This is a genomic window from Paraburkholderia aromaticivorans, from assembly GCF_012689525.1.
Classification (GTDB): domain Bacteria; phylum Pseudomonadota; class Gammaproteobacteria; order Burkholderiales; family Burkholderiaceae; genus Paraburkholderia; species Paraburkholderia aromaticivorans_A.
Genome location: NZ_CP051514.1, coordinates 344,277 through 368,389 on the forward strand (window position 1 = coordinate 344,277; position 24,113 = coordinate 368,389).

Annotated in this window: 18 protein-coding genes and 8 pseudogenes; 11 read left to right on the forward strand and 15 right to left on the reverse strand. The window is 58.9% G+C overall.

The window, feature by feature from the left end; genetic code table 11:
* Window positions 1-25 precede the first annotated feature (25 nt).
* Complete coding sequence (glmU, locus tag HF916_RS01575) at window positions 26-1,387, forward strand: bifunctional UDP-N-acetylglucosamine diphosphorylase/glucosamine-1-phosphate N-acetyltransferase GlmU (protein WP_168787566.1); 1,362 nt, start codon at window positions 26-28, stop codon at window positions 1,385-1,387.
* A gap of 223 nt (window positions 1,388-1,610) precedes the next feature.
* Here the strand turns inward: glmU and HF916_RS01580 are convergent, their stop codons facing one another.
* Together HF916_RS01580 and HF916_RS01585 are read right to left on the reverse strand one after the other, a co-directional pair.
* Window positions 1,611-2,642 (reverse strand): IS110 family transposase, encoded by a 1,032-nt coding sequence (locus HF916_RS01580; RefSeq protein ID WP_168787386.1) that lies wholly within the window; start codon window positions 2,640-2,642, stop codon window positions 1,611-1,613.
* A gap of 195 nt (window positions 2,643-2,837) precedes the next feature.
* Window positions 2,838-3,497, reverse strand: a pseudogene (locus HF916_RS01585) (RNA-guided endonuclease InsQ/TnpB family protein); the annotation flags it as partial.
* Window positions 3,498-3,556: 59 nt separating this feature from the next.
* Between HF916_RS01585 and HF916_RS01590 the strand changes: the two are divergent.
* Window positions 3,557-5,133, forward strand: a pseudogene (locus HF916_RS01590) (IS3 family transposase).
* Between the two features lie 39 nt (window positions 5,134-5,172).
* Here HF916_RS01590 and HF916_RS01595 read toward each other — a convergent pair.
* From HF916_RS01595 to HF916_RS01610, 4 genes and pseudogenes are all read right to left on the reverse strand, one after another.
* Window positions 5,173-5,724, reverse strand: a pseudogene (locus HF916_RS01595) (RNA-guided endonuclease InsQ/TnpB family protein); the annotation flags it as partial.
* Window positions 5,725-6,466: 742 nt separating this feature from the next.
* Entirely contained in the window at window positions 6,467-7,039 is a 573-nt protein-coding gene (locus HF916_RS01600) for a phasin family protein (RefSeq protein WP_168787567.1), read from the reverse strand.
* A 187-nt stretch (window positions 7,040-7,226) separates the two neighbouring features.
* Window positions 7,227-7,358 (reverse strand): hypothetical protein, encoded by a 132-nt coding sequence (locus HF916_RS51360; RefSeq protein WP_277352262.1) that lies wholly within the window; start codon window positions 7,356-7,358, stop codon window positions 7,227-7,229.
* A gap of 990 nt (window positions 7,359-8,348) precedes the next feature.
* The gene (locus HF916_RS01610) at window positions 8,349-8,621 is read right to left on the reverse strand and encodes a hypothetical protein (protein ID WP_168787568.1); all 273 of its coding nucleotides are present in this window, start codon (window positions 8,619-8,621) and stop codon (window positions 8,349-8,351) included.
* A 43-nt stretch (window positions 8,622-8,664) separates the two neighbouring features.
* On the opposite strand from HF916_RS01610, the gene HF916_RS01615 reads away from it, so the two are divergent.
* The 3 genes from HF916_RS01615 (at window position 8,665) to HF916_RS01625 (ending at window position 10,730) form a co-directional block, all read left to right on the forward strand.
* Entirely contained in the window at window positions 8,665-9,204 is a 540-nt protein-coding gene (locus HF916_RS01615) for a hypothetical protein (RefSeq protein ID WP_168787313.1), read from the forward strand.
* A 377-nt stretch (window positions 9,205-9,581) separates the two neighbouring features.
* The gene (locus HF916_RS01620; protein ID WP_168787569.1) at window positions 9,582-10,322 is read left to right on the forward strand and encodes a 3-ketoacyl-ACP reductase; all 741 of its coding nucleotides are present in this window, start codon (window positions 9,582-9,584) and stop codon (window positions 10,320-10,322) included.
* A gap of 78 nt (window positions 10,323-10,400) precedes the next feature.
* The gene (locus tag HF916_RS01625) at window positions 10,401-10,730 is read left to right on the forward strand and encodes a hypothetical protein (RefSeq protein WP_206001758.1); all 330 of its coding nucleotides are present in this window, start codon (window positions 10,401-10,403) and stop codon (window positions 10,728-10,730) included.
* A 387-nt stretch (window positions 10,731-11,117) separates the two neighbouring features.
* Here the strand turns inward: HF916_RS01625 and HF916_RS01630 are convergent, their stop codons facing one another.
* The 5 genes and pseudogenes from HF916_RS01630 to HF916_RS50140 form a co-directional block, all read right to left on the reverse strand.
* Window positions 11,118-11,642, reverse strand: a complete 525-nt coding sequence (locus HF916_RS01630; protein ID WP_168787571.1) for a phasin family protein — start codon at window positions 11,640-11,642, stop codon at window positions 11,118-11,120.
* Window positions 11,643-11,897: 255 nt separating this feature from the next.
* Window positions 11,898-12,079: pseudogene (locus HF916_RS01635) on the reverse strand (cold-shock protein).
* A gap of 579 nt (window positions 12,080-12,658) precedes the next feature.
* A pseudogene (locus tag HF916_RS50130) lies at window positions 12,659-12,914 on the reverse strand (Ku protein); the annotation flags it as partial.
* Between the two features lie 450 nt (window positions 12,915-13,364).
* Window positions 13,365-13,946 (reverse strand): DNA polymerase ligase N-terminal domain-containing protein, encoded by a 582-nt coding sequence (locus HF916_RS51615; protein WP_346777703.1) that lies wholly within the window; start codon window positions 13,944-13,946, stop codon window positions 13,365-13,367.
* A pseudogene (locus HF916_RS50140) lies at window positions 13,912-14,132 on the reverse strand (hypothetical protein). Before HF916_RS50140 ends, HF916_RS51615 begins: the two are co-directional and overlap by 35 nt.
* A 490-nt stretch (window positions 14,133-14,622) precedes the next feature.
* On the opposite strand from HF916_RS50140, the gene HF916_RS01650 reads away from it, so the two are divergent.
* Window positions 14,623-15,660: a substrate-binding domain-containing protein gene (locus HF916_RS01650; protein WP_168787572.1), complete on the forward strand. Its 1,038-nt coding sequence runs from the start codon at window positions 14,623-14,625 to the stop codon at window positions 15,658-15,660.
* Window positions 15,661-15,743: 83 nt separating this feature from the next.
* On the opposite strand, the pseudogene HF916_RS49735 reads toward HF916_RS01650, so the two are convergent.
* Window positions 15,744-15,959, reverse strand: a pseudogene (locus HF916_RS49735) (IS6 family transposase); the annotation flags it as partial.
* Between HF916_RS49735 and HF916_RS01655 the strand changes: the two are divergent.
* Together HF916_RS01655 and HF916_RS01660 are read left to right on the forward strand one after the other, a co-directional pair.
* Entirely contained in the window at window positions 15,919-16,104 is a 186-nt protein-coding gene (locus tag HF916_RS01655) for a hypothetical protein (RefSeq protein ID WP_168787573.1), read from the forward strand. The pseudogene HF916_RS49735 and the gene HF916_RS01655 overlap by 41 nt on opposite strands.
* Before the next feature lie 255 nt (window positions 16,105-16,359).
* The gene (locus HF916_RS01660) at window positions 16,360-16,665 is read left to right on the forward strand and encodes a hypothetical protein (RefSeq protein WP_168787574.1); all 306 of its coding nucleotides are present in this window, start codon (window positions 16,360-16,362) and stop codon (window positions 16,663-16,665) included.
* 369 nt (window positions 16,666-17,034) lie between these two features.
* On the opposite strand, the gene HF916_RS01665 is transcribed toward HF916_RS01660, so the two are convergent.
* Entirely contained in the window at window positions 17,035-17,964 is a 930-nt protein-coding gene (locus HF916_RS01665; protein WP_168787575.1) for a lysozyme inhibitor LprI family protein, read from the reverse strand.
* A gap of 337 nt (window positions 17,965-18,301) precedes the next feature.
* On the opposite strand from HF916_RS01665, the gene HF916_RS01670 reads away from it, so the two are divergent.
* Entirely contained in the window at window positions 18,302-18,445 is a 144-nt protein-coding gene (locus HF916_RS01670; protein ID WP_168787576.1) for a hypothetical protein, read from the forward strand.
* Window positions 18,446-18,844: 399 nt separating this feature from the next.
* On the opposite strand, the gene HF916_RS01675 is transcribed toward HF916_RS01670, so the two are convergent.
* Window positions 18,845-20,227 carry an IS4 family transposase gene (locus tag HF916_RS01675; protein WP_168787387.1) on the reverse strand — a complete coding sequence of 461 codons (1,383 nt, stop codon included), beginning with the start codon at window positions 20,225-20,227 and terminating at the stop codon, window positions 18,845-18,847.
* A 202-nt stretch (window positions 20,228-20,429) separates the two neighbouring features.
* On the opposite strand from HF916_RS01675, the gene HF916_RS01680 reads away from it, so the two are divergent.
* The gene (locus HF916_RS01680; protein ID WP_168787577.1) at window positions 20,430-21,644 is read left to right on the forward strand and encodes an RNA-guided endonuclease InsQ/TnpB family protein; all 1,215 of its coding nucleotides are present in this window, start codon (window positions 20,430-20,432) and stop codon (window positions 21,642-21,644) included.
* A gap of 551 nt (window positions 21,645-22,195) precedes the next feature.
* On the opposite strand, the pseudogene HF916_RS01690 reads toward HF916_RS01680, so the two are convergent.
* A pseudogene (locus tag HF916_RS01690) lies at window positions 22,196-22,462 on the reverse strand (IS110 family transposase); the annotation flags it as partial.
* Between the two features lie 564 nt (window positions 22,463-23,026).
* Between HF916_RS01690 and HF916_RS01695 the strand changes: the two are divergent.
* Window positions 23,027-24,049, forward strand: a complete 1,023-nt coding sequence (locus HF916_RS01695; protein ID WP_168787491.1) for an IS30 family transposase — start codon at window positions 23,027-23,029, stop codon at window positions 24,047-24,049.
* Window positions 24,050-24,113: the final 64 nt, after the last annotated feature.

A 24,113-nucleotide genomic window follows, 5' to 3' on the forward strand; every position in this document is an offset into this window, starting at 1 on the left:
CCGGAATCTATTGATCGCTAACGACATGAATATCGTGATTCTGGCGGCGGGCACCGGCAAACGCATGCGGTCCGCGCTTCCCAAGGTGCTTCATCCCCTGGCTGGCCGGCCACTCCTCGCTCACGTCATCGACACGGCTCGCACGCTCAAACCCACGCATCTCGTGGTGGTGATCGGCCATGGCGCCGAAGCGGTGCGTAAAGGAGTTGCCGCGCCGGACGTGCAGTTCGCGGTGCAGGAACAGCAACTCGGCACGGGCCACGCGGTGCAGCAGGCGCTGGCGCTGCTCGATCCGTCCGCGCCCACGCTGGTGCTCTACGGCGACGTGCCGCTCACGCGCGCGGGCACACTACAGGCGCTGGCCGGGCGCGCGGGGCAGGGCGGCTACGGCGTGCTCACCGTCACACTCGCGGACCCGAGCGGCTACGGCCGGATCGTGCGTGACGCGCAAGGCAAGGTGTCACGCATCGTCGAGCAGAAAGACGCGACGCCCGAGCAGCTTGAGATCGCCGAGATCAACACCGGCATCATCGTCGCGCCGACCGAGCGTCTGGGCGGCTGGCTTGCCGCGCTGAAGAACGACAATGCGCAAGGCGAGTTCTATCTGACCGACGCGGTGGAGATGGCGATCGAAGCCGGACTCGAAGTCGTCACCACGCAGCCGGAAGACGAGTGGGAAACGCTCGGTGTGAACAGCAAGCAGCAGCTTGCCGAGCTCGAGCGGATTCATCAGCACAACGTGGCGGATGCGCTGCTGGTCGCGGGCGTGACGCTCGCCGATCCGGCGCGGCTGGATGTACGCGGCACGCTCGAATGTGGTCGCGATGTCTCGATCGACGTGAACTGCGTGTTCGAAGGCCGCGTGACGTTGGCCGACAACGTCACCATCGGGCCGAACTGCGTCATCCGCGATGCGAACATCGGCGCCGGTACGCGCGTCGACGCGTTCACACACATCGAAGGCGCCGAAGTCGGCGCGAATGCCGTGCTCGGACCGTATGCGCGGTTGCGCCCCGGCGCGTCGCTGCACGACGAGTCGCATGTCGGCAACTTCGTCGAGGTGAAGAACGCGGTGCTCGGCCACGGTTCGAAAGCGAACCACCTCACGTATATCGGCGACGCGGATATCGGCGCGCGCGTGAATATCGGCGCGGGCACCATCACCTGCAACTACGACGGCGCGAACAAATTCCGCACGATCATCGAAGACGACGTGTTCGTCGGTTCGGATACGCAACTGGTTGCGCCGGTACGTGTGAAGCGCGGCGCGACGATCGCGGCGGGCACCACGGTCTGGAAGGACGTCGAAGCCGAGGCGCTGGTCCTGAATGACAAGATTGACATCTCCTTATATGAACACCTCCCGTTCCGCAAGGCAGGGGGTTGATGTTTTGGCTAGCAGAAGCGGTTGCAGTCTTATATCCGACCTTCATTGCGAGACGGTGCCCGCTGGCCTTGATGGAATCTGCTGGAAACGACCTCATCTCCCACGGCGGGCTTCACGCCCATGGACGTCATCAGGTTTGCGTTTCCACGGTCCGACCTGGTTTGCCATCACACGTTACCCTTGCTCTGCGCAACTCCTGTGTTCAAAGACTCATCGTTTCAATCTATACCGCGACGGCTGGTCGCTCGCTCACAAATTCCCGCTCATAAGACCGGTTATGCGCGAGCAACGCCCACGCCGTTCGTGCCATCTTGTTGGCCAACGCGACCACCACCACATTGACCGGACGCCGTTTCAGCAACGCTTCTACCCACTGGGGACGTTGTTTGGAATGGGTCACGACCATTCGCGCGCCATGGATCAATAGCTGTCTCAGATAGGGGTCACCCCTTTTGCTGATGCCGCCGAGTCTGACGTTGCCCCCAGTCCCACTCTGACGGGGTACCAGGCCGATACTCGCCGCAAATGCGCGTCCGGAGCGAAATGCCTTTGGCGAGCCCATGACCGCAACAGTGGCTGTGGCTGTCAATGGACCCACGCCGGCTATGTCATCGAGCGTTTTTGCCTGGGGACTGGATTTCAGCCACTGCAGATTTTCCCGCTCGGCTTCGTCAATCCCCTGCTCGACCTGCTGGAGCTGTTCGAGCTGACGCAACAACGCCCGCCAGACAAGCTGCGGCACGACCTCTTCTATCTCGGCCATACGTGCCTTGAGCTCATTCATGAGCGCCTTGCGGCCATATCGGAAGTACAGTCCATATTCCGCAAGCAACCCGCGAATCTGATTGGTTTCGCGGGTTCGTGTCGCCACCAGGCCCGACCGGATGCGGTGCAGGCTCAGGATGGCTTGCTGGTCTACGCTCTTGATCGCCACAGTTCGCATCCCGGGTTGCTGGGCCGCCGTCCAGATCGCCTGGGCGTCTGCCGCATCCGTCTTGTTGGTTTTGACGAACGGACGCACGTATTTCGCATGCAACAACACCACCTGATGTCCGAGACTCTGGATTTTTCGCGCCCACCAGTGCGCCCCTCCGCATGCCTCCAGCGCCACCTTTCCTGGTGCCCGGGTTGCCAGAAACCGGATCAGCTGTTCACGACGGAATTTTCGACTACAGATCTCGCCACTTTGTCCATCTACCCAGTACATTTGAAACACGGCCTTTGCGATATCCAGACCATATGTCGTAGCATTCATTTGGGCTCTCCTTACCTCAAGTGACTCGTGGAACTTTCACTTTGGCACATCGATGCCATCGGTCAAGCGAGAGCCCCTTTCGGCCCTGGCACTTCCCCGAGGGGAGGGAGGTGTTCATACCATCTCCCCCTCTCGCTGACGCTTGCCGGCCGAAGGCCGGGAAGGGGGAGGACTCCTACTGCGCTACGTGATGCGCTACGTAGTCGCTTCGGCGGGTTCCTGCCACGACGCCCTTACCTCAGGCGAAGAATCAGCACAGGCTAACGAGCGCTGTCCGCGCTCTAAAATATTGATTGCACCGACCACGTCGGCGTGATTCCCGTATCCGCACGACACACACGCGAACCGGGCTTGAGTCTTCCGGTTCTCCCTCGCCACGTGTGCGCAGCACGGGCACGTGCGGCTCGTGTTGTGCGCCGGTACCGCGAGCAGCAGGCCGCCGGACCAGGCCGTCTTGTACTCGGGTTGGCGCCGGAATTCGCGTCAGCCCTGGTCGGGAATAGACTTATTGAGCCCGGCCTTTGCCCGGACCTTCTTGCCCGGCGCCTCAATGGTGCCCCTTGCCGACTTGCCCAGGTTGAGCACCTGCAGGTCTTCGATACATACGAGCGCGTGGTTTTTGCTGATCGTTGCAGAAGCTTTGTGCAGGAAGTCTTTGCGGGCGTTCGCGATGTCAGTGTGAATCTTCTGCACGCGGGCCTTCGTTTTCTTCCAGTTACGGCTGAATTTCTTCTTGCGCGCCATGTGCCGCTGGTACCTGGCGAGGCGCTGCTCGTGCTTCCTGAAGCTGTTGAGCGCGGCGACGTGCGAGCCATCGCTCAACGTGGCGAAGCGTGCGATTCCGACGTCTACCCCCGGTGTCACAATAGTTGTCGCCTCTGAATTTTCTTAAATTGAAGAGTCAGAGGTGCAGGTTGAAGGCGAAACAAACGTATTCTGTCGAGTTCAAAGAGCAAGCGCTGTCGAAAGTTTTGCAGCGCGGGAGCCGCACGGTTGGATCGGTGGCCGACGAATTGAACATGAATTTACTGACATTAAGGAAGTGGATGAGAGGTAGCGCCGCTGCGGGTCGGAGCTCAGGCTCCGGACTAGCAAAACGTCCAGAAGACTGGTCGCCGGAAGAACGGCTGCTGGCTTTGCATGAGAGCCACGGCCTGGTCGACGAAGCACTGAACGCGTGGTGTCGTGAGCGGGGGCTGTTCGCTCATCATCTCACGCAGTGGCGCATGGATTTTTGCGCCGTCGGCGGGACCGGCGGTCGGCGTGAGAACGGCCAGGAAGTACGGGATCTGAAGCAAGCCAATGTCCAATTACAGCGCGAATTGAACCGCAAGGAGAAAGCGCTGGCGGAGGCGGCGGCGCTGTTGGTGCTGCAAAAAAAGTATCGTGCGCTGTTCGAGGGCGAGGCCGAATGACAGCCCTTGAAGAGCGCAAGACATTGATCGGCCTGATCAGCGAGGCGACCCTGGCGGGGGCTCGCCAGGCGCCCGCGTGTGAGATGCTGGGGCTGAGCGCACGGACGGTTCAGCGTTGGCAAGGTGGCGAACCTGACGCGGTGGACGGGCGCTCGTTACGACACCATGAGCCATCTCACAAGCTGAGCGCCGAGGAACGCACCGAGCTGCTGGCAGTTGCGAACTCGGCCGAGTTTGGTCATTTGCCGCCGAGCCAGATCGTGCCTCGGCTGGCTGACCAGCAACGCTATATCGCCTCGGAGTCGACGTTCTATCGGGTGCTGAAAGCCGAGAAGCAGCTTGCCCATCGGCGCAGTGAACGGCCGGTCAAATCATGCGGCAAACCACGAGCGGTTCGCGCGGACGCGCCGAATCAGCTTTACAGTTGGGACATCACGTACTTGCCGGCGACGATCCGCGGGCAGTACTTTTATCTGTATCTGTTTATGGACGTGTTCAGCCGCAAGATCGTCGGCTGGCAGGTCTACGCCGAAGAGAGTAGCGCCCAGGCCAGCGAGGTGCTCAAGGATCTATGCGCGCGTGAGGCGATACAGCCCAACCAGGTAATTTTGCACTCCGACAACGGCGGCCCAATGAAGGGCGCCACGATGCTTGCCACCTTGCAGGCCTTGGGCGTGATGCCGTCGTTGAGTCGCCCCGGCGTGAGCAACGACAACCCCTATTCGGAATCGTTGTTCAAAACGCTGAAGTACCGGCCCGCTTATCCGTTAGAGGCATTCGATACCCTGTTCGCCGCCCGCACCTGGGTTGCAGAACTGGTGCGCTGGTACAACCACGAACACCGCCACAGTGCGATCCGTTTCGTGACGCCGGCCCAGCGCCATGCGAATCTTGATCAGGACATCCTCGAGCGCCGCAAGGCGCTCTACGAGGGTGCGCGCGAACGTCATCCGCTACGATGGAAAGGTGCCACGCGGGACTGGCAGCGCGTTCATGTCGTGCATCTGAATCCCGATCGTGCTGAGCCGACGGTCAACATTCGACGACCCCGTAACCAGGAATTAAAAGCAGCCTGAATTCAAAACGTCGAGGCGACAACTAGCTGGAAAACTTCCGTCTATGCCGATCGCGCTTGTGGCAGTCGGCAATGGTACGTCGACTTCGCGCTGCGTCTGGATGCTGGCGAACCACTTCCCGCCAGACTGGCTGACCGTGACATTGCGCACCTCGCCGAGCACGGACCGACTCTTGCGGTAGCGGATGTAGCCGAGCTTTGGCAGAAACAGACGGCTGTTGCCCTGCTCGAGTTTGACCTGTTTCGGGTCCGGGAACCGGAAGCTATCACCGATGCCCTTGCGCTTGAAACGCGGAAAGGCTGCCCGCTTCTCGAAGAAATTCGTATAGGCGCGCTCGAGATCTTTTAGCGCCTGCTGCGATGGATGCGCGGGCGCATCGGCAAGCCAGGGCGTTTGCGCGCTGTTGCGCCACCCGGTGAGCAGCTTGCACAGGCCAGGATAGCCGAGCTTCTTCTCGCCGGCCGCATAGCGCTCCTGCTGCAACGCCAACGCCTTGTTATAGACGAACCGGCACGCGCCGGCGAAGCGGCGCATCTTGCGCGTCTGCTCGCCGGTGGGAATCAGTTCGAATTTGTAGGCTTGCACGCGCATTCCGATCAATATCACGGAACGTGCAAGGGTTCGAACCCGGTATCTTTCTTTTAGAGGAGGGCATAACCTAGTCTCAAACTTTTCGGGTTTTTTTGTCCGCAGTCCGCGCGAGACGCCAGCGGTTAGTCCTTATGCAGCGAAAAAAACCGGTATGGTAAGCCTTTCGAGTTGCTGTGGTAATCCAGGCACGCGGGACTCGCACCGGCCTTTTAGCTCCCATTCCCGGGGGGGAACACCTGCCATGTGCCGTCATCGTGCTGGAAGAAAAAGAGAGAGACGGAGCCTCCCGGTCGGTCAACCTCAATGTTGACGTAACGCCTTTTGCTGAAGCCTGTGCGACTAAACCGGGTTACACGAATCGCCGCCGCCGCGGTTGGCGTCAGCCATTTTTCGACCAGCAAACGCAAGGACCTTTGGGCCGGGTTCATCCGCGCCTCCTTCAACCTTGTTATCGTTGGTTTAGCAGCACTTCCTTGCCCGCGGGGCAATGCGGCATCTACGAAGTAGTTTGGTCATTTCACGTTGTTAGTAGCTAGTGCAACTCATCCGAAGCAGCGGTGAGGCTGCCTCGCAGCCCCGCAGTGAATCTGCCAGTCCACACGCCGACATGTCTGGACCGTGTCACATATCCGATGAAGGCGTTCGAGGCGCAGTGGTTGTCACATATCCATCCACGGTCACGCAAAAACAAGGGAGCGGCGACTCGCTACAACGTTTGACCGCGGCGCCGCCGTCAAAAGCACTACTGTTTTTCAACAGGTTCGATAGGTACAACAGCTTGTCGGGACCGTTTGGCCGAAGACGCAGCATGGACGTTGCTTTCGGCTGTTTCTACTGCCTGCCTTGCAGCTTTCGCTGCAGTTTCGTACGCCAAATTGGCCGTCTCGCTCGCTGTTGCGAAGAATGACTTCCATGCAGTCACTGTGTTTTCACTTCCCGGCGGCGCGTTTTTCGCGAGGCCATCGATGAAACCCTGCGCATCGCTCTGGAACTGCTTGTACTGTGCCTCGGCGAGTGCCGCAAAGTCGGCCTGTGTGCCGGAGAGGATTTCGTAAACGTGGCGCCAGTATGACTGGGCCTTTTCAACGGCGGGTTGCGCCTGGCTCGTCGGTTGTGAAAACAGTTCGTGCGGCTCCCTTGCCGAAAGTGCCTTGACGACCATTTCCTGATTCTCCGCGAGCGTCGATTTGACCGCTTGCACATTTAGGCCGGCCAGCTTTTCGATGCCTTCGAACGCCTTATTCAGGAGAGCAAACGTTGTTTCGAGGCCGGCCTTCTGTGCGGCAACCAGTGGTTCAGGGGTGAGGCTGTTCATCACTTACTCCTAAGAGGGGGGCGGCCGAAGGCTGGAAACCGCTGGGCCGAATCACGAGCAATGCGGCGCAGAGCGAATACTTGCTGCGCTGCAACAATTCTATTTTTAGGGAACAGCAGTTGAATGTCAATCATTTGTTCTGTGGCCACGCGGCCGACGCCGGTGGCGTTGTGTTGTGCGCACAACATCAGTCGCGAAGAAGATGCATGCCGGCTCGAGACTCCTGCGCGGTCGGTGCGAAGTTATAGGCCGCGTCGAATGCCGCGCGGGCGGCCTTGAGTTCCAGCATCGCTGCTTCAAAGCTGACCAATTGCGGCATGGGCGGGTGTGCGTCGCCATCGGGTCGAAAATGGTACTGGAGAGCGATGCATGCCTCTTGCACATCACGAGCGGCATTCTTGACCCGCTCCAGTGCACGTGCCTCGTCACACCGTGTATTCCATGTAGACATAAAGCTCCTGGGCATGAAGTGGAACCCGCCAGGGCATGCGCCCGCCCGCGTCCTTTGTTGGCAACCGATGGGATCAAGCGCCCGTTGAACAAGCGCAGTGCGCATAACGCATTCGCATCAAAGGCCGCCCACTCAGTTTCGCACCACCGGTCGCCACCGTTCCCACGCGGATAGCCGGCATCGGTCATCATTCGACCCATGCAACGGCGGCCCGCTCCGAAGTGGACTTCTCCCTCTGACGACAGCAGCGTGCGCGGTTTTAAGGACTCCAAATAACCTGCTTCGCCGCGCTTCCACTGAAAGGAGCATTGACAACAGCACCCGCGTGGAATGTTGGTGCGATGCAGCAATGTCGATTCTAGTGTCGGGCGTGTGGATGTCAACCCGTTTGTTCAGTCATGCCGGCGCCGGGCTCACGAGCATTTCGGCCAATGCCGTGCTGGTGTTGGGGTGCACCCGTCGCCTAAGTGCAAACCCGGCGCCCCCCTCGACTGCCTAGCTCTGCCGACCCGGAGGCGCACCTTGGATGCGCGGGACGTTATGACAAACCCGCCCAAGGACGCACCTTCTTCAATTGGTGGGGACAGCGCCGTCGTTCCTGCTTCTCGCGTCCACGGGTCCAAGTCGTGTGCGCTGGTCCGTACATCGTTCGACTGGAAAACATGAAGAGCGCGCTGATGCGGCGCACTGGTTTTCCCCGAACCAATTTTTCATTTGACACCGACGCACATATTGGGAAATAGTTGTGAATATCAGTTTTGGCAAGGCAGTCTGATGATGTGCGGTACGGGGTCATCATGCCGTCATGACGGACGCGTAGCATCGTTCGACGCCGCCGAAGGGCCGGCGCCAGATGCATTAAAAATAAATACTGAGAGACGTAACAACAAAATGAATCTTCATGAGACGGATATCGGTCACCTCGAGCGTAGCATCGAGAACGACCGCCTGAGGCGGGCCTTGGCCGCACGCCTCGACAGGGCCTTCAAACGGGCCGACATCAGTTCGGCGCGCGCAGCAAGGTGGGTTGGGGTGACCGAACACGACGTGCAATATTGGCGACATGGCATCACTGTCCCGCCGTTGAACGCCTGTACGCATCTCGCCGCCGCCCTCAATCTCGACGTTCACTGGCTTTGCACCGGGCAGGCTCGCGTCGCCTGAATCGCATTTCGTGGCGATGGCGGAGTATGGAGTCAGTGCACCGTACGCCGAGACTCACTTTCCCGTCACGTCTATCGACGTATTGCTTGCGGCGAGGCGTCAGCATGCCTTAGTAAGTTGCAACGACGGCCGCTTTCTGCAGAACCGGGGTAACGATGTGAAGGCAGTTAAACGTAAGCGGTCGTCTGAGGACGTCCGGCGCTTCAATGGTTTTGAGATGGAGTTGGCGCGAGGTGTTTCGCACATCGCGAGCATGCTGTACGAGCAAAGCATTCACGCGGCGGTCATGGAAACACTTCTTCAGTTCGAGGCGTCGCACGGGCGCTACGACCTGAAGGGATTTGCTGATGCACTTCTCCGGAAACTGGAGCAGCGCGGCAAGCCGGAGGCAGTCGAGATGCTTCGCGGCTTTATCAAGCATGGTCGCCTGCCAGAGCAGCCGCCCGATGTGCCGCCCGGACCGGTATCTATCCGGAAGTCCATCGCCCGGAAGCAGCAACTAACGCAGTCACGGCGGGGTAAGACGCGTGCAACGTCATCGGGCACCTGAATGCCACCGGACGGCGCGGCGGGGAAGAGTTTAGTGTATCGGTCGTCCCATCGGGCGAGTAAGCTCCATCTTTGGACTGATGTCGGCAAGTTTGCGCTGAAACGGAAACGTGGAGCGTTTTTGAAGGCGTACTAACTTAAAGTAGTGCATGGAGCTGTCGCCCGGAAGGGCAAGCAGGCGGTAACGCAAACCGTGGTCTGGTAGACAGGGGCAAGGGAGTGGGTGACCCGGCGTCGCTTCAATCGGCCGCTCCGATCTGACTATCTGGTTGGTCATCGTGGCGACAGTCCTACGGAACCGGACTTGTCGTCAACACGGGGTGGCTTACCAGGCAAAAGTATGTTGGTCCTTAAGCGTAACAAAACCGGGGGTGGAACATGTCACAGCGAATTGCATACGTAACCGGCGGTATGGGTGGGATTGGTACCGCGATATGTCAGCGACTGCACAAGGATGGGCTCAAAGTTGTGGCAGGATGCGGGCCCAAATCGGCGCGTAGGGAGCGGTGGCTGGCCGAGCAGGCCGACCTTGGATTTTTCTTCACGGCATCGGAAGGCAATGTCGCCGACTGGGAGTCGACCGAAGCCGCCTTTGCCAAGATCAGGAAGGAGGTGGGTGAGATTGACGTGCTGGTGAACAATGCGGGCATTACGCGGGACGGGGTGTTTCGCAAAATGTCGCGCGAGAACTGGAACGATGTCATCAACACGAACCTGACGAGCCTCTTCAACGTGACCAAGCAGGTCATTGAGGAAATGGTCAGCAAGCAGTGGGGCCGCATCATCAACATCTCTTCGGTGAATGGCCAGAAAGGGCAGTTCGGCCAGACCAACTACTCGACTGCCAAGGCGGGCATCCACGGCTTCACGATGTCGCTGGCGCAAGAGGTAGCGACAAAGGGCATCACGGTGAATACGGTTTCACCCGGGTACATCGGAACCGATATGGTTCGTGCCGTCCGTCCCGAAGTACTGGACGCAATCGTCCAGAGCATTCCGATACGTCGGCTCGGGGAAGCTACGGAAATTGCTTCGATTGTCTCGTGGCTTGCCAGCGACGAAGCTGCCTTCGCGACCGGGGCCGACTTCTCGTTGAACGGTGGCCTGCACATGGGCTAGCAATCACGTGCGGTGTGAGTTGCCCTGGTGGTCCTGGCTCAGGCGTTCATGAGAGGACGCAGGAGCCAGCAACAACGGGTGCAGGAAGCCATATTTCATGAGGCCGCAGCACTGCGCAAATTCGACATGCATCGGTCGTATCGGTACAAGGACTTCATCATCGCAGTGAACGCAGAGTCGATTGAAGGTATTCCGAACGGGAAGGTTCTTTCTCTGCCGGTCGGATACATCGCGGTCGTCCACATCTCATCGGGCGCAAGTTCAAAACCAATTCGACAGTTGAGCTTCGGTCAGGACAACGGCCGACCGTTCGCCAGCGAGGCCGAAGCCGTGATGAGGGGCTATGGCGCTGCCCAGTGCACCATTGACGGCATGATAACCGTGCGCACGTCACCGTCAACGGGTTGACCGCATGACCCGTTCGCCCCCGACCTGTTCGGGCGGTGCGGACGTTCTGTAGCCGGCGAGCCAATCGGGAGGCGGAAATATAGATGCCATTTGAAATCGGTGTAGCGTGACTCGCGGCATCGGCGATTGCCTCAGACACAACGCTGCGACGTGGTCAACCTGTTTTCTATCGTGCCACCTAACTTGGGTCCCGCTTAGGCACAAAACGCGTAAGCAGGTGTAGAGAACCGCGTGGGTAGGTTTGGCGGCAGGCGCATATTGAGCCGGAATCATCACAGATCGTGAATGAACGAACACCATGAGATGGTTGAGGTGCCCCATTGGCTGGGCCATCTAAAGGAAGGACCGTGACTGCGGTCCTTCCGCAAATAAGATGCGCCTGGCGCTTTAAGTCTTAACCACCGGCTTGCCAGCTTTGTCGATGACGTCCGCCGCCTCCTTCGCCGCAGCCCTGGTCTGCTCATGCAATGCGTTACCTGCGTCCCGCATCGTCCCGAAGGCCTTCGACCAGAAGGCGGTAATCGCTTCGTTTCCTGCAGGCGGATTTTTGGCGAGATTATCGATAATTGCTTGAGTCCCACGAACGTACTCGCTGGCCAGCTTTTCACTTGACGCGAGCAGTTGGCTTCGCGTCTCTGTCGCAATTTCATTCACCTGGTGCCAATAGGCTTGCGCCTTCTTTGCAGTCGCTTGCGACTGCCGGGACTGCAGTTCGAGGAATGACTGAGGGTCCTTGCCCGAAAGGGTCTCCGACGCGACGGCCTCGTTCTCCAGTATCGAAGCTTTGGCCGCCTGCAGGTTCAATGCAATGAGCTTTTCGTAACCCGCGAAAGCACTATTAAAAAATCCATAAAGGGCCTCCACTCGGACCTTTTGTGCAGCAACTATCTGTTCAGTGATGTACGTGTTCATCGTTTTACCTCGAGTTTAAATAAAGGCGTTTCGACTGACTCGGCCGGTTTAGCGGCGCGGGCGGCGTCGGCTGAAATACCTGCGCCATTTTGTTAAATGCGGCGTGAGCGGGCAAACCCAGGGACTGCTGGAGTGCGTCAGATTGCAGGGAGGGAATAAAGGCACAGTATCCTGAGCACCCATCAACTAGATTGCGCAGCCGCGCCAAGAGCGCGGATAAATCGGGCATCGACGAGTGCCGCATGAAGTCTCCTTCTAGAGCGGCTGGATATTTGTGGCTTGCAAGCCCTTCGGTCCCTGCTTAGCCTCAAAGCTAACCTTTTGGCCATCCGTAAGAGACTTGAAGCCCCTGACTTCACTTCCGAAAAATAAGCAAACAGGTCTTTTCCGCCATCGCCCTTTACATCGATAACCCACATCACTGTACCCGTCTGCATCAGGTTCCAAAAAAGAGGGTGAAGCGAGGCATTTTGGGTGGCACAAGTCAGCAATCCGAGCCCGTGCGCATCCGAAGTCAGCAGTGTCAACAGGGCATTCTCAAGCGGCCCGCATTCGAGGCTCGAAATCTGCGGGAGCGCTGCCGAGCCGGTCAAGCAATCGCTGTAAGCGTTCCTGTTGCCCTCGCGTGAGTCCCGGCGTGGCATACGCCTGACGAACCCGGCCGCGCCAGTAAGCCTGGGCGAACAACGACTCCACACCGTCCGCCCGCAGGACCCGCTCAAGATGCGTGATGGCAACGTCAAGGGTCTGCGGCGTGTAGGGACTCACCCAGGCGCCCGCTTTACTGACGACTTTCACTGTGCTCTCTCAGTCATAGGTGTGCTGACTAGCCGTGCTTCTCCGGCGAGTGTGTGCCACATGCTGCCGGCTACCACTATTTGTCAGGTGTTTTGTACGTCTTACTAATCTTAATGAACAAGATACAGCAAACATGTGAGCGGAAGAAACCGGGTTTACCCAACCTGCCGCAAACGTCTGCCGCCACCGCAGCCTCTGCGTCCAAGTACACAGACGTTCACGGCGACCTGCTCGATGTGTAGCTCGCTCACGCGCCTCGTCGGCGAATAGAAGCTTGCTGGAACACCATCCCGTCGTCTGCGGTCCGTATCTGGACGATGCGCGTCTTGCCCTTATAGGGCCATTTAGCCAGCGCGCAGCGCCGCTTTCCCGCATCGCCTGTTGCAACAGGCTGTAGGGCTTGCCGCCGCGTTTGTCGGGCGCGATGAGATATGCCTTGTCGTGGAAGAGCGGGTCGACAGACTGCTCGGGGATGACCCAGTCGTGGCCACCGCTCGTGAAGAGTCGCACACGCCCTCTGTCGACGCGCGCCAGCATTCGGTATCCGTCAAGCTTGGTCTCTGTTATCCAGTCGCCGCGCGTCGGTAGCGATGACGCGTCGCTTTCTGCGGCTCGAGTTTGGCTGGAAGCGGCGCGCTGAGCGCGCGGAAAGGTCTATCTCCGGCTCGCCACCGGGCACCGGACGCGCCGCTTTCGGCGCCCGTTCTTCAACGAGGCCGAGCGGCCTTGTGGTGACGCTGGCGGGAAGCGCCTTGATGACGTCGTATTCTGCGAGCGGTAGCGCCCGTCGCGCTTCTTGAAGAGCATCCACTGGTCCTGCCTGCCCCCCGGCTTCGATATGCGCACCAACTCCCACAACCCAGCGAGCTTTTGGCCATGGAGCCGGAAGAGCAGCTTGCCAGCATGGATTCTCTTTTGCGGCTTTCAGACTGGCTCCCACGTGCCCCGGTCCCACACTATCACTGTGCCAGCGCCGTATTGCTTGCGCGGAATGGTCCCTTCAAATGTTGAATATTCGACCGGATGGTCTTCCCCATGAACGGCCAACCTCTTTTCGTTCGGGTCGTACCATGGGCCTTTGGGCACGTCCCACGACAGCAGTACCCCATCCAGCTCGAGCCGGAAGTCGTAATGAAGTCGGCTCGCCCAGTGCTTTTGCACGACGAAATCCAGGTGTCCGAGACCGACGGATGCGTTGGCAACTGAAGGCGCGGGTTCGGACGTCACCCTTAAGTCCCGCATTTTTCTGTAGCGGAAAAGAGGTGGAGATGTCGGGTCGCTCGCTGAGACCATGCTCGTAGTTGAGAAGGAACTGTCGTTCGGCTCATTGCAAACAATGATGCCTCGAAAACGAATTGTTGAAGCCCTATCTTCAGTGGCTTGCTTGCGAGCAAGGCCACACTTGCGCGCACCGATACTGGCGCACCGACATCGCATCATTGCCGCGATGCGCCGTGCAGTCGGCATAAAGTCAGCTTCGAGCTTCCGTGCCCTGCAGTTCGCCATGCTTGTGCGAGTGCGTCGCGGCGTACTTCAGATCAAGTGCGCTCCCTTGCCGCTCGCGTTGGAGGAAAGTGCCCCCCTTCGACGCACGTGACTTTTGAAAGAGTCCTTCCCGTCGTCATGCACGACCGAATAAATGCCCGAAACCTGTACCATTTCGCCTGGTTTGTACGAATTGTCGCCCGCCATCGTCTTCACCCCTCCAGTTCCGCTGGAGTGAAACGCGCGTCCAGTTGAATGCTATTCTTGTAAGACATCGGGACAGCCAGACTCAGCCATCGTTCAACGCTGCTCCGGACCGGTTTGCAAAAATGCACAACCAGCCCGTGCACTATAAGGAGACGGTTATCACGCCCGTTGCATCCCTGTCCGACCGCGGATGCGCCGCATCCGCAATTGTCACCCGCGCCGATGAAAAACAGCGGGCGCTCGGCCCTTCAGCTATCTTGCGACCGAGCCGGCGGCGTGCGAGTACGCGCTGTCCTGTGCGAAAGCGTATGGTGACCGGCTACCGGTGCGGCGCCGGCAAGGTAACCGCAAAGCCATGCCGCGCGAGATGCTCCGGACGTGACTCGGCCCTCGCGCCGCGGCGCTTGGTTGTCCGCTACCAGTTATCGTTCAACGCTGCTCCGGACCGGTTTGCAAACGAGGTCCACTGCTATCAGGTGAAGTCATAAACATGCTATTCGCGGCGATCACGCGTCCTACACTAAACGAGAAGAAGCAACCCGAAGCAGCCAACGCACACCCGGGCGATCGCGTGGTGCCCAACCCGCGTCGTCGACTGCTCGCGCTCTCCGCACTCGGCGCGATCTGGCCGTGGGACTCAGGATACGCGCAGGCCATGCCATCCAGACCGGTCATCGCGCTGGTGACAAAATCGCTGGACAAGCAGTTCGGTCGAGCCATGTGGGATAGCGCGAAAGACTACCAGCAACACAATTCAAACGAGTTTGATCTGGTGGCCGCCGGCATCGCCGACGACGCGGACACCACTGCACAGATTGGCATCATGCACGACATGATCCGGACTAAGGTGAACGCCATTGTACTTGCGGCTGTCGACTCGAAGGCACTCGTGCCTGTGGTCGCTTCGGCGATCGGCGCTGGCATTATTGTCATTACCATTGACAACCGGCTGGACGACGATGCGCTCAAAAACTATAGCATTCATGTACCGTTCGTCGGGCCGGATGACCATAAGGGAGCGATGCTGGTCGGCAACTATGTAGCGGCCCGGCTGGTGCACGCTGATGAGGTCGGCATCATCGCCGGCCCCGAGAATGAGTCGAACGCGCAGCAGCGCACTGCGGGATTCATCGACGCCATGCGTGCGCATGGTGTTAGGGTGATCGCTGTCCGCTCGGGACAGTGGCAAACGGCTGCGGCGAGCGCGGTGGCCGCGGACATGCTACGCCAGCATCCTCAGATCAGGGCCCTGCTGTGCGGCAACGACCCGATGGCAATCGGCGCGGCAAAAGCGGTCGAGGCAGCTGGTCTCAAAGGCAGGGTCTACGTGAGCGGCTACGACAATATCGCGCCGGTCAGGCAGATGTTAAGAGACGGTGCCGTGCTCGCTACTGCAGACCATTTCCCTGCAAAACAGGGCGTATTCGGGATTGACTTCGCACTGAAGGCCGTGGCCGGGCGGAAAAAACAGGATGAACTGTCTGCGTTTTTTGAGACACCGGTGCAACTGGTCACGGCTGCCCCCTGACGCTGACGCTTGGAAGGTGCCTGCGAGAAGGTGGTCCTCATCCGGCGCCGCACCGTCGCCGGCGCGCTTGCAGCGAGACTCGGCCTCTCCAGTACCGGCAAAAGCTTGATTGCCCAGCGGCGCACAGTCGAATGATCGACTGCAGTTCCACGATCGGCCACCATTTCTTCGAAGTGACGCTAGCCCAGCGGATAGGCTACATACCAGTGTACGCACGTCAGGACCACATCGAGCGGGTAATGCAGGCGCTTACTCAGAATGAAACGCAATCGACGATTCGGCGAGCTATCACCAGATATCCCCGATGAAGACTACCAACTATCGAAACGGACGACAGTCTATGCGCTGCAAGCCTGGCAGCATGCAGGCGAACGGACGCTGGGCGCAGCGGGTGCGGGCGATATCATTGATGCAGCCCCGGTCGTGGGCGACTCGCAGAATTAGATGCCGTCGACGACATCGAGTCAATTTGTCGCGATGTTCGAGCTCACCGTCACCTTCTAATCACGTGACGCGAGGTTCGCTTATCGATCACGCGTTGCCCTATCGATCCGCCAGGAATTCCAAAGACGGTTTTCGCTCAAAGGGACTGTACCGGAAGACGACCGTGCACGATCATCGTTCATAACGGGACTTGAATGGTGGGCAGATGAACAACCGTGACGCGATCGTGGCGGGGGCGGTAATGCCGCGCTGTACTTGGCGCTCTCGGCACGGCAGGCCGGCGCGCGCGCGATCTTGCTGGAGCGCGCTCCCATAGGGCGGCGTGGAGGCAACTCAGATTTCACGGGCGGCGCCTCTCGCATTGCCTATGACGGCGCGGCCGATCTGCGCGGACCGATACCCGACCTGCACAAGTCGGAATTCGATGCCACCTATTTTGGTAGCTACCCGGCCACCCAGTTCTTCGAAGACGCCGTACCGATGAGCGGCTATCGTGCCGACAGCGACCCGCTGGAGCACGTGATCGATGAGACGTCTCGTGACCATAAAATGGTTGCGTGAGTACGCGTGCGGTTTACGCTAATCTCTGGGCGCCAGTCTTGTCGCGTCGACGGGAAAACACAAGTTCTAGGGCGGCCTCACTTCGAGGTGTCGGGCGGCAGCTACGCGCTCCTGGAGACGCTGTTCGCGCGCGGAGGCGGCGGGCGTGGCGGTGTACTACGTATAAGAAACTCCAGAACCTAGAAAAGTCAAGCGAGAAAGGCTCTGCTGTATTCGGGAACCCAAAAACTTTTTGAAAATTTCTGGGTTCGGTCCTCAAGCGCCCGGCGGCGACCATCTGCCGGCGCAAAACTGACTCGTGGTTATGGCCTGATGACAACAGACCTGATCACTGAGATGTGGCAGCACGTCGGCCAAGCGGAAAAGACATTACTGGGTAGTCTGTGACAGAGTTTGCTGCAACGACGTCTTCAACACCTGCGTTCGGTCGAGCGTCACCTGCACCTCGCAATTCAGCTTGCTCGTTTGGAAAGCGACGGTGTCGGAAGCGCCGTCGCCAAGAGCTTTGATCTTGCAATCGTTTTCCCGTTGTGCAAGCCACAAACGTTGTTCGGGCAACATCCCTTGTCGCCACTCTTTGCTTCCAGCATTCCATACAACATTGATGGCGTCATTTGCAGCCTTGATGTCAGCCTGCGCTTTCTGCAGGGTAGCCTGACTTTCCGCCTCCTGCGCCTGGGCGATTTCCGCTTGCTGCTGTTGCGCCTGAAGTGCCTGTTGCTGCTGTTGTTGAGCTTGATCGGCCTTTTGCTTCGCCAATGCATCTTTCAACAAGGATTGCTCGATCAACGTGGATGCGAAGGTGAGAGCCGCATTGTTTTCGCTGGTACTGCCGTACAGTTTCTTCCCATCATCGGTCGGCTGAACGTTGTAGTCGAACGGCGCTTTGATCGTGTTTGCGTCGAAATCCACGCCTGCTTGCAGCGCCTGCTGGTGAGAGCTGGTGAGCGAGAGCATGCTCCTCGCCACATCGGAATTGGCCACAACATCCGACGCCACCTCAAGTTTCAACGTTGCCGAGCAAAACTTCTTGGTGCTATTAGGGTCGCTTTTTGACGTCAGTACATCGTCGATGGCGATGGAAATCTTTTCAACTGTTGCACGAATCAGGGAGCCGTCCACGTTGGACGCGGCAACAGAAGTTTGACCGGCAAAGTCGGACGTGACCTGTTTGATCAGCTGGTCCTTCAATATTGACGTGACCACCGATTTTGCATCATCGCCATTGCAGGCGACTTCCTGTTGTTGTGAGCACGCGGCCAAGGTGGCGACGAGCAACAACGTAACGAGCTTTTTCACAACTTTTCCTTTTTTTCAATGCTTAGAATGTTCAGCGAGTTTCCAGACCACCCACCCCGTCGTTTCGAAACACCGCTGCCCCGATCAGTGTATTTTCACATGCACTGCTGTCGCGAAGATTAGCAAAAAATTGGAAACATATGCATGCCGTGCCACCCCAATGTCTCCTTGATCTGCTCCCGCCGTTGCATCGCGGCGACATTCCACACTTGTTCTCCCCCTGTGACGCATCGCCGCTCGGGCGGCGAACAGACGCGTTTCTCAATCTTTGGTCGGGCCCTTGGCATAAGAAAGATACGTGATGCACTTCAGCCTCCCTCGTACTCAAGGATCTGCCATGAAAGACGTCGCTTTCAATCTGTTGCTGATCGTGCTGATCAAGGCTGTTAGCGCTGTGGCTGCGTACCTGAAGGATCGCCTGACTGGCAACATACGTCGAGGTGACAACAAGCCATTCGACCCGGACTACGCCTGTTGCTGATCATCCCGCCTGATCTTTCGTCCTATCGTTCTGGAAGGCTCATTTTCCCCCAAACACCGTTTCCTGCTCGGCTTCGTCAGGACTGGATGCGCTCGTCTATTGAAGTATTAAATGCTTCTCGTAAAGTGGATGGCGGACGTCGGAGAGCGACCTTGGCACGGCCTCGGAAACAGCTTTGGCCGAACCAATCAATCGGAGTCTGGCTCGCCCCGCTGGCACGAACTGGACTAGAGAAGAATCAGAAGTCCGTTTCGTTGCCGGAACCTGCGTATTCCACTACCAGGGCTTCCCCGTTGAGCACAAGCTCAATCGCGGTTTGTATCTTGATCGGAATGTGCGTCAAACCCCGGGGTTCAGCCTGAGGATTACCCACATCTCTTGATTTGATTCCGACGTAGGCTACTCGTTTTGCCGGAAGATACGATACATGACCGCGCTCTCGTGCAGTGCGAGAAAGCCACGCCACATCACGGTTGGTCCAGGGGGATGGTCGTGCTTGCGATTGAGATAACCACCGAGCTTTGCAACCCAGAGCACCACCTGCGCGAGCGTTGGCGGTTCGGCCGGCAATTGCGTAGTGCCGTGTATCCGGCAATACAGCGCGTGCCATTCGAGTGGCTGCAGCAGCACTTCGCAGGACAGGTCGCCATCAAGGCGGGCCAGCAGCGTCGCGTACATGATGCGCCAGCTGATGACAGCAAACAATGCCGTGGCGCGCACGAAGCGATCCAGGTGGCCGAATTGTCGGGCCTCGATCTGACACCCGCTCTTCAGGACGCGATGCCACGATTCAATCGTCCAACGGCGGGCATACCACGCCAAACGTTCGAGTGCGTCATCGCAGGTCAGTGTCGGCACCGAACTCAGCAACATCCATTCGATCGGCTCGACGCCCTCGGGGGGCTGAGTCTCCAGCGCGTGGATCACAAACACCTCGGCATCCGGCAACTTATCGTGCTGACGGCTGCGCGGCGGACGCAACCGGAGCGCCTTGCAACGCACCGTCAATTGCGCAGTGCGTGTCGGTGTTTTTCCATTCCGGGTCGGCACCAGCAGATCCGTTTCGCCCACAGCGGGCTCTGCCGCAACGGCGTCCCACAGATATGCCTGCGGATGCGCAACGCGGCGGCTCCAGGCTGCACGTACCAGCCAGTCAACGCCCACTGGCCGAGGAGCAATGAACACATCGTAGACATCGCCGTCGCGGTCGGAGATGCCGATGATGTGGGTGTCGGGGCAGCGCGCTTTCACCGATGCCAGATGCTCGAGGCCCTCGAGCCACTTGACGCTTTCCTTCTCCTCGATAGGTCGTTTCCTTCGTTGTTTCGATCTGCCGGATTCCTCGGGTGCACGAATCCACGTCTTCATTCCCAGCACCCCGAGCGGTAGGCCCTCAGGTGTCACGGCCAGCAAGCTGTGCAGCATGAATCCGTGCACATTACTGCTCGTGCCGTGGCCCAGTCCCTGCGTCGCCGGCAGATGCATGAGGTTGAATTCAGTCGTATCCTGCGGGGCCAGGACGACCGGGACCTGCTGCATGCGGTTCAGCGTCTGCCCAATGTGGTTGGCCAATACGCCGTTGGTGTCGATCCGTGGGTTGTCGAAGAAACGATAGGCAGCCTTCAGTTGTGCCCCGTCCAGCGACTGTGGAAACGAACACTGTGGGCTCTCCGCCAGCCGTCGCGCGAGCGCAACGAGGCGCTGCGTCAGGCGGGCGTCGCCCAGCGCCGCCGCGCCGAATTCTTCGCTGGCCCAGTCATCGAAATCACCCGTTGCAGACAATGCGGTTCATTCCGGTCCATGAACGCGCTCAAGTTAACATCGGTCAGCGCAGTTTACAAGCGATGATCGAGATGTGGGTAATCCTTAGGGTTCAGCCCGGGGAAGGATAGCGCGGACGCCAACGGCGTCCTTCTGTAGCCCGTAAACAGCATGGCACTTTTCCCCTGGTAAACCAGGGGAATCCGGTAGAGGATTGCTCGCCATGGAACGCCTTCAGGCCTTCAAATTCGAACTCATGCCGACCGGCGGGCAGGCGCGCAAGATGCGCCAGTTCGCAGGCGCGTGCCGGTTCGTCTATAACAAGGCGCTGGCAGTTCAGAAAGAGAATCACGCCGCAGGCGCGAAGTTCATCGGTTATGTGCCGATGGCGAAGCGGCTCACGGAATGGCGCAATGGCACGGAAACGCCGTGGCTCAAAGATGCGCCAGTCCACACGCAGCAGTGCGCCCTGAAGGCCATTGAGCGCGCATATGTAAACTTCTTCGGGAAGCGCGCCGACTTTCCGCGTTTCAAGCGCAAGGGCGTGAGCGACGGGTTCACGTACCCCGACAGGAATCAGATCAGGCTGGACCGCGAAACCGGCCGTATTTCGCTTCCGAAGCCCGGCTATATCCGCTACCGCAACAGTCGCATGGTGCTCGGCGAAGTCCGCTCGGCAACCGTGTCTCTGCGCGCGGGTAAGTGGTGCGTGTCGATCCTGACGAAGCGTGACGTAGAGCAGCCGGTTCCGCATGGCCCCGCCGTCGGTATCGACGTGGGCGTGGCCCGGTTCGCAACCCTGAGCGATGGCAGTTTCATCGCGCCGCTCGCCAGCTTCCGCCGGCACGAACAGCGCCTGGCAAAGTATCAACGCCGGATGGCCCGCAAGGTCAAAGGCAGCAGCAACTGGAAAAAGTCGAAGGCTCGCATCCAGAAGAGTCACGCGCGTATCGCAGACGCACGCAATGATTTTCTGCACAAGGCTTCGAGCACGCTCAGCAAAAACCACGCAATGGTTGCGCTCGAAGACCTGAAAATCAGCAACATGAGCAAGTCAGCAAAGGGTACGGCAAACGCGCCAGGGCGCAATGTGCGCGCGAAGTCTGGTCTTAACAAGTCGATTCTCGATCAGGGCTGGGGTGAGTTCCGCCGCCAGCTGGAGTACAAAACGGCATGGCACGGCGGATATCTCGTCGCGGTCGATCCGAAGAACACGAGCCGCACCTGTCCGTGTTGCGGGCATGCCTCGAAGAAAAACCGCAAGACGCAAGCGCTGTTCGCCTGCGTGTCATGCAGATACGGGAACAACGCCGATCACGTGGGCGCGCTCAACATTCTAGCGGCAGGACATGCCGTTATTGCCTGTGGAAGGATGGCGCAGTCAGGCCGCCCGTCGAAGCAGGAACCCGCCGAGACTACTGGCGCCATCGCGGCCTAGGGTTGTAGATCCCCGTCCTTTAGGCGGCGAGGATGTCAAGTACTGCATTGCTCTGCCGAACCGATATGAGAAGGTGAAGGACTGCGATGCTACAAACGGTCACGTTGGGCATACGCCCTGAACCCTGATTAAAGACGCGCGAGAGAGCCTCATTCGCAAATCGGGATTGAACGCCCCGGGGAATACGCAGGTACATCTCGCGCTGGACCAACCCACTTCACATCGGCGATGGCAGTGCAAAGTGCAAGGTGCGGAGAACTGGTCCGCTGATCAGGCGCTCGCTGTCGTCGAACTTATTGACGATCTCCGCGAGCGTATCGTCGGGCACTATCAGATTGCGCTCAATGAACTGCTGCGTGAACAGCGCTCGCCTCCTGGAAACCCTCACCCTCCTCGTGACAGCGAGACCGATCCATTCTGACTAACGACCGGCACGCTCGACCATGGGCGCCAACGACTGACCACGGTTGTTGACGCTTTTACTTAACCTTGCGCCGCCGTTTAGTCTCGGATTTGCACCGCCACCAACAAAAGGCAATGCCGTCACCGCTTTATGCGCTGTGCGCTTCGCCCGCTTCGTGCCTGAAGGCGTCACCGTACTTCAGCAATTGCCCAGGCCATCCGTGCATTTTTGGCTCAATCGCCACAGCCGCCCGCCAATAGCGGCGCTGCTGGATCAGGTTTCTCACCCAACGGCTGAAGCGATCCTGCTTATCGCCAGGATTCGCCGTTACTGCCCGTGCGCCAAGCACCAGTAGGCTACGGATATACGCGTCACGTGCTTTCGTTATGCCTCCCAGACATTCCTTGCCACCGCTGAGCAAGTGACGTTTGATCAACGGTGAGTTGAAACCGTGGCTGCGTTTGTACAGTCTCCATCGCGTCGAGAGGGTGGGTGACGAACTGAGATCGAAGTCGGGACCCGACCTCATTGCGCCGGCGGATCAGGGGCAACAGGAAGGATTGGCCATGCATTCGCGGACTATAGCGAAGGCATTCTTATCATGGCAGGTGGTGCCGATTTTGGTGGCGCATGGCAATAGTACCCGGTCAGCGAAAGGATCTCGGCGCTCCGCCTACCAGGGGCGATTATTGCACAAATTGTAACTAGTCTTTGTGATCTCGGGCGTTATCGAGCAAGACGGTCTTTGAGACAATGCCTGTCCTTCGGATATTCGTTGTGTATGCAACTACAGTAAAGAAGGCTCGCGCCTTTCGAACCGGGCTTTCCTTGTTGGTCTTAGGTCGTAGATGCACACCTTGCTGTCGAACGTCGAGTCCCCAATCTTCATCGGATGTTGTCCACTCGTTGGCCGATGCTTGGGTGAAGACTGGGCGGCCTCAAATCTGAAGTGCAACACCGTTTCGTATAAGGTGTTGCGATGCACGAAAGAACTCAGTACCAGCAACTTCAACCTGAAGAGCGCCTCATCATTGCAAGCCTGCATCTACAGGGTTCGAGTATCCGGGCCATGGCCCGGATACTCGGGCGCTCGCCGGCCACCGTTAGCCGTGAACTGACGCGAAACAGCTCTCCTGCGGGTTACGCATCGGTGCCGGCTGAAGCGCTCCGCGCCGCACGCCGCAGCGCGGGCCGCCGCCCCACAAAGCTTTGCCTGCAAAGCGTTTGCTGGCGCATTGTTCTTACCCTGCTCGAGTGGAAATGGTCACCCCAGCAGATATCGGGCACACTCAAGCGTATGTATCCGACTGACCCGACCCAGCAGGTTTCGCACGAAACCATCTACACGGCCATCTACGCCCAGCCGCGCGGCGAACTGCGCAGACAGCTCATTGCCTGTCTGCGCCATGGTCACAGCACGCGTATGCCGCGCACACGGGGCACAGACCGACGCGGACAGATTCCGGACATGGTCAGTATTCATGTGCGGCCGCCCGAAATCGAGGACCGGCTGCTGCCTGGACACTGGGAAGGCGACTTCATCAAGGGGGCTGGCAACCAGTCCTCGGTAGGCGTTCTGGTCGAACGGACCAGCCGCCTGGTGCTGCTCGCAAAGATGGAAGATGCCACCGCAGCGTCGGCGCTGGCGGGCTTCTCCGTCAAGCTCAATTCGATTGTCGCGCCACTACGGCAGAGCTTCACCTACGACCAGGGCAAAGAAATGTCGCGCCATAAAGAGCTCACCGCCGCGACCGGCGTGCAGGTGTACTTCTGCGACCCGCACAGTCCATGGCAAAGGGGCACCTGCGAAAACACCAACGGGCTGCTGCGACAGTATCTGCCCAAAGGCACCGACCTTTCTGTCTACAGTCAGGACGAACTCGACGCCATCGCCGACAGTCTGAACAGCCGGCCTCGTGCGACTCACGACTTCCATTCACCATTCGAGGTCTTCGCCGCGACCCTTGCATCAGCAAGCCAACCTCAAGGCTCTAAACATTAATCCCGCTGTTGCGCTTCACCCTTGAAACCGCCCTTATATACAGATAGCTAACCAAATCGCAAAA

Bases quoted from the DNA above. Each gene is read 5' to 3' on its own strand.
- HF916_RS01650 (WP_168787572.1), top strand. From the start codon at position 14,623: ATGCTATTCGCGGCGATCACGCGTCCTACACTAAACGAGAAGAAGCAA.
- HF916_RS01655 (WP_168787573.1), top strand. From the start codon at position 15,919: ATGAAACGCAATCGACGATTCGGCGAGCTATCACCAGATATCCCCGAT.
- HF916_RS01580 (WP_168787386.1), bottom strand. From the start codon at position 2,642: ATGAATGCTACGACATATGGTCTGGATATCGCAAAGGCCGTGTTTCAA.
- HF916_RS51360 (WP_277352262.1), bottom strand. From the start codon at position 7,358: ATGCCGCAATTGGTCAGCTTTGAAGCAGCGATGCTGGAACTCAAGGCC.
- HF916_RS01600 (WP_168787567.1), bottom strand. From the start codon at position 7,039: ATGAACAGCCTCACCCCTGAACCACTGGTTGCCGCACAGAAGGCCGGC.
- glmU (WP_168787566.1), top strand. From the start codon at position 26: ATGAATATCGTGATTCTGGCGGCGGGCACCGGCAAACGCATGCGGTCC.
- HF916_RS01695 (WP_168787491.1), top strand. From the start codon at position 23,027: ATGCACGAAAGAACTCAGTACCAGCAACTTCAACCTGAAGAGCGCCTC.
- HF916_RS01620 (WP_168787569.1), top strand. From the start codon at position 9,582: ATGTCACAGCGAATTGCATACGTAACCGGCGGTATGGGTGGGATTGGT.
- HF916_RS51615 (WP_346777703.1), bottom strand. From the start codon at position 13,946: ATGGCGAACTGCAGGGCACGGAAGCTCGAAGCTGACTTTATGCCGACT.
- HF916_RS01680 (WP_168787577.1), top strand. From the start codon at position 20,430: ATGGAACGCCTTCAGGCCTTCAAATTCGAACTCATGCCGACCGGCGGG.
- HF916_RS01630 (WP_168787571.1), bottom strand. From the start codon at position 11,642: ATGAACACGTACATCACTGAACAGATAGTTGCTGCACAAAAGGTCCGA.
- HF916_RS01670 (WP_168787576.1), top strand. From the start codon at position 18,302: ATGAAAGACGTCGCTTTCAATCTGTTGCTGATCGTGCTGATCAAGGCT.